We start from the raw sequence: 7,140 nt of genomic DNA, 5'->3' as shown, positions 1-7,140 counted from the left end.
GGCTTCCTCCTAAAAGAAAGCCTTGAATCACGTTCAATCTGATTTGAGAATCCCAAGAGTCCACACGGCCTAGAGGATGGATTGCCGGGTCAAGCCCGGCAATGACGAATTCCAATACAATGTCGCCACCCGTTTTCCGATTCGCGCCGAGCCCGAACGGTTATCTCCATCTCGGCCACGCTTTTTCGGCGTTGTTGAATTTTGATCTCGCGCGCGAGGGCGGGGGACGATTCCTGCTGCGGATCGAGGATATCGATCCGACGCGCTGCCGGGTGGAGTTCGAGACTGCGATCTACGAGGACCTTGCGTGGCTTGGCATCGCCTGGGAGACGCCGGTGCGGCGTCAGTCGGAGCATCTCGATGCCTATCGCAAGGCGGTCGAGCAATTGACCGCGCAGGGCTTGCTCTATCCGAGCTTCGAGAGCCGCGCTGAAATCGCACGTCTGGTCGCCGAGCGCGAGGCGGCTGGACCATGGCCGCGCGATCCCGATGGTGCGCCGCTCTATCCGGGCGCCGCGCGATCGTTGCCGGCGGTCGACCGGCTGCGGTTGATCGAGGCCGGGACGCCTTACGCGCTGCGGTTGAATATGGCGGCGGCTCGCGCGCGGGTCAAAGATCTGACCTGGACCGAACAGGGCGAGGGGCCGGCCGGCGAGCACGGAACCGTACCCGCCCGGCCGGAGGCGTGGGGTGACGTCATCCTGGCGCGCAAGGAGACGCCGACCAGTTATCACCTCTCGGTCGTGATCGACGACGCCCTGCAGGGGGTGACCGACGTTATCAGGGGGCAGGACCTGTTCTGGTCGACCAGCGTGCACCGGCTGCTGCAGGCGCTGCTCGGGATCGGACCGCCAGCCTACCGGCACCACCGGCTGATCCACGATTCGGCCGGGCAGAAACTGTCGAAGTCGACCAAGGCGACCGCCTTGCGGGAACTGCGCGCCGACGGCGCGACGCCCGCTGATATCCGTCGTCTCGTTGGCTTGTCTTAGAACCACCAGGGCCGTCGGCCAAAGGTCTCCGTGACACCGGCCGCCTCGGCATGCCATTCTGCCGGCCGGGGCAGGGTTCACGGGAATCATGGCGGCAAGATCGCGCGTTGGGCGCACCATTCGGCATCCCAAGAAGACGCCGTCGCGGAAGCGTGTCTTGAAGGCGGCAAAAGCACGCCGCGTGCGCGCGCCTGCGGAGGCAGGGCCCGGCGTGGTCGAAACCGCGCTGGCGGCGTTCGCGCATGAGGTCCGCACCCCGCTTACCGGCATTCTCGCAATCAGCAACCTGCTCGCGACCTCCGACCTCGACGCGCGCGAGCGGCGCTGGGTCGATACGATCCAGGCCGGCGCCGAGCATCTGGCGAGCCTTGCGACCCTGTTCGTCGATGCGGCGCGAAGCCGTGGCCCCGGTCTCGAGATCCGGCAGGATTTCTTCGACCTGCGCACGCTTGCCCGCAACGCCGGGAATTCACTCGCCGGGCGGGCGGCGGCCAAGGGCCTGCAGCCCTCGGTCGATATCTCCGAAAAGTTGCCCGCCTTCGCCGTCGGCGATTCCATTCGGCTGCGTGCGGCGCTGGAGAACCTGATCGACAACGCGGTCAAGTTCACCGAGCGGGGAACAGTCGCGCTCGAGGTCACGCCGATGCGCGCCGTGAAAGGCAAGGTCGGGGTCGCCTTTGCCGTCTCCGACAGCGGCATCGGGCTTTCGCTCGCCGAGATCAAGCGTCTGTTCCGTCCGTTCTCGCAGGCCAACGTTCGGGTCGCCTCGCGCTTTGGCGGCGCGGGCCTCGGTCTCTCCTCGGTCAAGCAGCTTGCGCGGGCCATGGGTGGCGACATCGTCGCCAGGCAGCGGCGGGGTGGCGGCACCACCTTCACGCTGACGATCGTGCTGGCGTCCGCCGGCGAACCGGCCGCATCCAAAGGCGATGCAGGGAGCGACGTCCCGGCGGGGTCGCCGCGCGCGCTGCGGCTGCTCAGCGTCGAGGACAATCCGTTCGGCCGCGTCGTGCTCAACACCATCCTCACCGAGCTCGGCCATCAGGCGGAGTTCATCGGCGAGGGCGAAGCCGCGCCGGAGCGGCTCACGCAGGGCGCCTTCGACGCCGTGCTGATGGATATGGTGCTGCCCAGCATCGACGGGGTCGAGGCGATCAGGCGTATCCGCGCGCTTCAGCCGCCGCTCGGCCGCATTCCTATCATCGGGATTTCCGGCCGCAGCGAGGACGAGGCGGCCTCGCGCGCGGCCGGCGCCGACGCGTTCCTGGTCAAGCCTGTGAGTCCGCGTGCTTTAGCGACTGCGCTGCTTGAAGCGATACGCCCTTCGGCAGACGCGACTTGATGATCGCCGCGTTCAACTCGCCGCCATAGACGAAGATCGCGGCGATGAAATACAGGAACACCAGCGCGATGATCACCGACGCGAGCCCCGCATACATCGTGACGTAATTGTTGGCGAAGCGCGCCAGGTACTGGCCGAACACGATGCCTGATATCAGCGAAGCCACCATGGTGAAGATGATGCCGGGCAGGATCTGCAGGAAGCTGCGGCGCCCCGCGGGCAGCCAGGCGTGCAGGATGAGCAGCGCGACGGTCAGCGCCGTGATCGTGATGCCGTAACGTGTAATGTTGAGGATGCGCTCGTTGCTCTCGACGAAGAACGGAATGAAGCGCCGTGCCGTCTCCAGTGTCAATGGACCGAGCACGATCAGGAACGCCATCGCGAGCGAGGTGACGGCGGCGATCAGGGTGTAGCCGATCGATTCGAGCCGGAGCCAGTACCAGCGCCGCCGCTCGACGACGGCATAGGCGCGGTTCAGTGCCACCCGCAGCGCTTCGACGCCGTTGGACGCGAAATAGACCGCGAGCGCCGCGCCGATGGTGAGGATGTCGCCGCGCGTGGTCGTCAGGACGTCGTGGACCTGGCTCGACAGCGTGTCTGCGACCTGTTTCGGCCAAGTCTGCAGCAGCAGGCTGGCGGCCTGGTCGGCCAGTTCCTTGGAGCCGAAAAAGCCGGCGAGGGACGTCAGCACGATCAGGAACGGGAACAGCGCCATCAGGGTCGACAGCGCGATATGGCTCGCAATCGCCCAGCCGTCGTCGGCGAGGAACGTGTAGAACGCATCCATCACGACGCTGTAGACGTAGCGAACCTGCTTCACTTCCCACCCTGATCCGGCCAGCCCAAGCCGCACACCAGCTTCCGATATAATCGCGCCAAACGCCAGATCGTTGCATTTGCCCCATGTGGCGCTTCGGATATCGCGGTGTTATGTAGCGTAGATGGCATCCTTCTTAAGTACGTTCATTCTCCCGATCGCGGTCGGCGCCGTCGGGGTGGTCCTGCTGCTCGGTCTCGCCAACATGATGCGCGGCGGCTCGCCGAACACCTCGCAGAAATTGATGCGGCTGCGCGTCTTGCTGCAATTCGTCGCCATCGTGATCGCGATGCTCGCGGTCTGGGCGATGGGGCGCTAGTTCTTACCTCTCCCTGCAGGAGGGATAGTCACGGAGCTGAACATGGTCGTGCTCAACAAGATTTATACGCGCACCGGCGACGACGGCACGACCGCGCTCGGAAGTGGCGAGCGGCGGCCGAAATATGATCTGCGCGTCAGCGCCTACGGCACGGTGGACGAGACCAATGCCGCGATCGGCGTGGTGCGGCTTCATCTTGCGGATAACTCCGCGCTCGACCGCATGCTCGGCCTGATCCAGAACGACCTGTTCGATCTCGGCGCCGACCTCGCGGTGCCCCAGCGCGAGGGCAAGGCGGAGCGTTTGCGGATGCTGGCGAGCCAGGTCGAGCGGCTCGAGCGCGACATCGACACGCTGAATGCCGAGCTTGCGCCGTTAACCTCTTTCGTGCTCCCCGGCGGTACCCCGGCTGCGGCCTATCTGCACCTCGCCCGCACGATTTGCCGCCGGGCGGAACGGATGATGGTGGAACTTGCGGCCAGGCCGGACGAGCCGGTCAGCGAGGCTGGCATCCAATATATGAACCGCCTGTCGGATTTCCTGTTTGTCGCCAGCCGCTTCCAGAACGACAAGGGCGCCGGCGACGTGTTGTGGGTGCCCGGGCAGAACCGCTAAAGCGTTTTCAAGCGGATGCAATCAGAACCGGATATGCTCTAGCGCGTCGGGACTGGTTTTTCGCCGCGGTAGTCGTAGAAACCACGCTGGGTTTTGCGGCCGAGCCAGCCGGCCTCGACGTATTTCACCAAGAGCGGGCACGGCCGGTATTTTGAATCCGCGAGCCCCTCATGCAGCACCTGCATGATCGACAGACAGGTGTCCAGCCCGATGAAATCGGCGAGTTCCAGCGGGCCCATCGGATGGTGGGCCCCTAACTTCATGGCCGCGTCGATCGCCTCGACATTCCCGACGCCCTCATAGAGCGTGTAGATCGCCTCGTTGATCATCGGCAGCAGGATGCGGTTGACGATGAAGGCCGGAAAATCCTCTGATACCGCGACCTGCTTGCCGAGCTTGCCGACGAACGTCTTGGCAGCGTCGAAGGTCGCATCATCAGTGGCGATGCCGCGGATCAGCTCGACCAACTCCATCAGCGGCACCGGATTCATGAAATGAATGCCGATGAAGCGCTCGGGGCGATCGGTGGAGGCAGCGAGCCGCGTGATCGAGAGCGAGGAGGAGTTGGAGGCGACGATCGCCTCCGGCTTCAGGATCGCACAGAGATCGTGGAAGATCTTGCGCTTGGTCTCTTCCTTCTCGACCGCGGTCTCGATCACAAGATCGCAATCCGCCAGTTCGTCGAGGCTTTCGGTCGCGACGATCCGGGACAGCGCCTGCTTGCGCTGCTCCTCGGTGATGGACTTCTTGGCCACCTGGCGCGACAGATTGCCGTTGATGGTTGCGAGCGCCGATTTCACGCGATCGGCGGAAATGTCGTTGAGCAGCACGTCGAAACCCGCAAGCGCCGCCACATGGGCAATGCCGTTACCCATCTGGCCCGAGCCGATCACGCCGACCTTCTTGATTGCGACCGTCATGTTGTCATCCACCGGGACAGCGCGTCCATCGCGCCTAGCCCAAGTCCCTACAATGTCCCCAATATCCGAGAAGTCTTACGTTAGTGCATGATCTTTTCCTAAACCGGCGCCCACTTAGCGCCAACGCGGCGCTCCGGGTAGAGATCATGCTTCGGCGAGAGGGTACCTGCTTCGCCGGAAAACGCCATTCAAAAACAGAACACCGGCCGGGGCTGAACCATCCGGCCGGTGTTCTCTTTGCTTATTTTCCGAGCTTGCCGAGCGCTTCGGTGAGCTCCGGAACCGCCTGGTAGAGGTCGGCGACGAGGCCGTAATCGGCGACCTGGAAGATCGGCGCGTCCTCGTCCTTGTTGATCGCGACGATCACCTTGGAGTCCTTCATGCCGGCCAGATGCTGGATCGCGCCGGAGATGCCGACCGCGACATAAAGTTCCGGCGCCACCACCTTGCCGGTCTGGCCAACCTGCCAGTCGTTCGGGGCATAGCCGGCATCGACCGCGGCACGCGAGGCGCCAACGCCGGCACCAAGCTTGTCGGCCAGCGGTTCGATGTACTTGGCGAAATTCTCCCGGCTCTGCATGGCGCGGCCGCCGGAGACGATGATCTTGGCCGAGGTGAGCTCCGGACGGTCGCTCTTGGCGACCTCCTCGCCGAGGAAGCTGGAGAGACCGGGATCGGCCGCAGCCGCCACCGTCTCGACCGGCGCGCTGCCGCCCTCGCCCGCCGCCGCGAAGGTCGAGGTGCGGACCGTGATCACCTTTTTGGCGTCCTTGGACTTCACCGTCTGGATCGCGTTACCGGCATAGATCGGACGCTCGAAGGTATCAGGCGCGACCACCTTGATGATCTCGGAAACCTGCATGACGTCGAGCAGGGCCGCGACGCGCGGCATCACGTTCTTGAAGCGCGAGGTCGCGGGCGCGACGATCGCATCATAAGACGGCGCTAGCGAGACGATCAGCGCGGCAAGCGGCTCGGCGAGATCGTGGGCATAGGCCTCGCCTTCAGCGACCAGCACCTTCTTGACGCCGGCGAGCTTCGCCGCCGTTTCGGCCGCGGCCTTGGTGCCCGCCCCGCCGCCGGCGACCAGCACATGCACGTCGCCGCCCAACTGGCTGGCGGCGGTCAGCGCCTTGTTGGTGACGTCCTTCAGCTTCTCGTGTTCGTGTTCGGCAATCAGCAATGTCGTCATTTAGAGAACCCCGGCTTCGGTCTTGAGCTTCGACACCAGTTCGGCGACGTCCTTGACCTTGACGCCCGCCTTGCGGCCTGCCGGTTCCGAAGTCTTGAGGATTTCGAGATGCGGCGTGAGATCGACGCCGTAATCGGCGGCGTTCTTGTCGTCGATCGGCTTCTTCTTCGCCTTCATGATGTTGGGCAGCGAGGCGTAGCGCGGCTCGTTGAGGCGGAGGTCGGTGGTGACGATCGCCGGGCCCTTCAGCTTCACGGTCTGCAGGCCGCCGTCGACTTCGCGCGTCACCTTGAAGTCAGAACCTTCGACCTCGAGCTTGGAGGCGAACGTCGCCTGCGACCAGCCGAGCAGCGCGGCCAGCATCTGGCCGGTCTGGTTGCTATCGTCGTCGATCGCCTGCTTGCCGAGGATGACGAGGCCGGGCTTCTCCGCCTCGACCACCGACTTCAGGAGCTTGGCGACTGCGAGCGGCTCCACCGTGCCCTCGGCCTTGACCAGGATACCGCGGTCGGCGCCCATCGCCAGTCCCGTGCGGATGGTCTCGGAAGCTTGCGCCGGGCCGATCGACACCACCACGACCTCGGTCGCCTTGCCGGCTTCCTTCAGCCGCAACGCTTCCTCGACCGCGATCTCGTCGAACGGGTTCATCGACATCTTGACATTGGCGAGCTCCACGCCCGATCCGTCACTCTTGACGCGGACCTTGACGTTGTAGTCGACGACCCGCTTTACCGGCACAAGAACCTTCATCGATCCTCTTTCGCTTTGAAATTAGGGGGTTGATTGGCTTGGGCGCGGAACCTAAAGGTCCCGCTATCGGCGGTCAACGCGCGAAAGCCAAAAATCGGCCCCGGGGATTTCAAACCCATTCTAGCATTACAGTTGTAATTGACTGAGGATTCTGAATCCATGGGCAACCATGATTCGAAGATCGTGGACGCAGGCA

Annotated in this window: 9 protein-coding genes; 4 read left to right on the top strand and 5 right to left on the bottom strand. The window is 64.3% G+C overall.

Translation table 11 applies throughout. The features are described from left to right. Positions 1-119 precede the first annotated feature (119 nt). A complete protein-coding gene (gene gluQRS / locus AAFX91_RS36985) occupies positions 120-992 on the top strand; it encodes a tRNA glutamyl-Q(34) synthetase GluQRS (protein WP_394569797.1) in 873 nt (290 codons plus the stop codon). A gap of 88 nt (positions 993-1,080) precedes the next feature. Next, complete coding sequence (locus AAFX91_RS36980; RefSeq protein WP_394569796.1) at positions 1,081-2,331, top strand: ATP-binding protein; 1,251 nt, start codon at positions 1,081-1,083, stop codon at positions 2,329-2,331. Here AAFX91_RS36980 and AAFX91_RS36975 read toward each other — a convergent pair. Next, the gene (locus AAFX91_RS36975) at positions 2,258-3,151 is read right to left on the bottom strand and encodes a YihY/virulence factor BrkB family protein (protein WP_130583378.1); all 894 of its coding nucleotides are present in this window, start codon (positions 3,149-3,151) and stop codon (positions 2,258-2,260) included. The two genes, AAFX91_RS36980 and AAFX91_RS36975, sit on opposite strands and share 74 nt — an antisense overlap. Positions 3,152-3,272: 121 nt before the next feature. Between AAFX91_RS36975 and AAFX91_RS36970 the strand changes: the two genes are divergently transcribed. Both AAFX91_RS36970 and AAFX91_RS36965 read left to right on the top strand, forming a co-directional pair. Beyond that, on the top strand, positions 3,273-3,467 hold the full coding sequence (locus tag AAFX91_RS36970) for a twin transmembrane helix small protein (protein ID WP_035690040.1): 195 nt from the start codon (positions 3,273-3,275) through the stop codon (positions 3,465-3,467). Positions 3,468-3,509: 42 nt separating this feature from the next. Next, positions 3,510-4,082, top strand: coding sequence for a cob(I)yrinic acid a,c-diamide adenosyltransferase (locus tag AAFX91_RS36965; RefSeq protein WP_282530236.1), 573 nt, complete (start codon positions 3,510-3,512; stop codon positions 4,080-4,082). 38 nt (positions 4,083-4,120) lie between these two features. On the opposite strand, the gene AAFX91_RS36960 is transcribed toward AAFX91_RS36965, so the two are convergent. From AAFX91_RS36960 to AAFX91_RS36945, 4 genes are all read right to left on the bottom strand, one after another. After that, complete coding sequence (locus tag AAFX91_RS36960) at positions 4,121-5,002, bottom strand: 3-hydroxybutyryl-CoA dehydrogenase (RefSeq protein ID WP_130582593.1); 882 nt, start codon at positions 5,000-5,002, stop codon at positions 4,121-4,123. Positions 5,003-5,243: 241 nt separating this feature from the next. Beyond that, entirely contained in the window at positions 5,244-6,194 is a 951-nt protein-coding gene (locus tag AAFX91_RS36955) for an electron transfer flavoprotein subunit alpha/FixB family protein (RefSeq protein ID WP_394569795.1), read from the bottom strand. Next, the gene (locus AAFX91_RS36950) at positions 6,195-6,944 is read right to left on the bottom strand and encodes an electron transfer flavoprotein subunit beta/FixA family protein (protein WP_130583380.1); all 750 of its coding nucleotides are present in this window, start codon (positions 6,942-6,944) and stop codon (positions 6,195-6,197) included. Continuing rightward, positions 6,941-7,140 (bottom strand): hypothetical protein (locus tag AAFX91_RS36945; protein ID WP_394569794.1); only part of this gene is annotated, 200 nt, incomplete at its 5' end. The genes AAFX91_RS36945 and AAFX91_RS36950, both read right to left, overlap by 4 nt.

The organism is Bradyrhizobium sp. 31Argb (assembly GCF_043638955.1).
Taxonomy (GTDB): Bacteria; Pseudomonadota; Alphaproteobacteria; order Rhizobiales; family Xanthobacteraceae; genus Bradyrhizobium.
This window is presented reverse-complemented; position numbering and strand designations above follow the sequence as displayed.

Coding starts and splice junctions, on each gene's coding strand:
- gluQRS (WP_394569797.1), top strand. CDS start 120: ATGTCGCCACCCGTTTTCCGATTCGCGCCGAGCCCGAACGGTTATCTC.
- AAFX91_RS36980 (WP_394569796.1), top strand. CDS start 1,081: ATGGCGGCAAGATCGCGCGTTGGGCGCACCATTCGGCATCCCAAGAAG.
- AAFX91_RS36970 (WP_035690040.1), top strand. CDS start 3,273: ATGGCATCCTTCTTAAGTACGTTCATTCTCCCGATCGCGGTCGGCGCC.
- AAFX91_RS36965 (WP_282530236.1), top strand. CDS start 3,510: ATGGTCGTGCTCAACAAGATTTATACGCGCACCGGCGACGACGGCACG.
- AAFX91_RS36960 (WP_130582593.1), bottom strand. CDS start 5,002: ATGACGGTCGCAATCAAGAAGGTCGGCGTGATCGGCTCGGGCCAGATG.
- AAFX91_RS36955 (WP_394569795.1), bottom strand. CDS start 6,194: ATGACGACATTGCTGATTGCCGAACACGAACACGAGAAGCTGAAGGAC.
- AAFX91_RS36950 (WP_130583380.1), bottom strand. CDS start 6,944: ATGAAGGTTCTTGTGCCGGTAAAGCGGGTCGTCGACTACAACGTCAAG.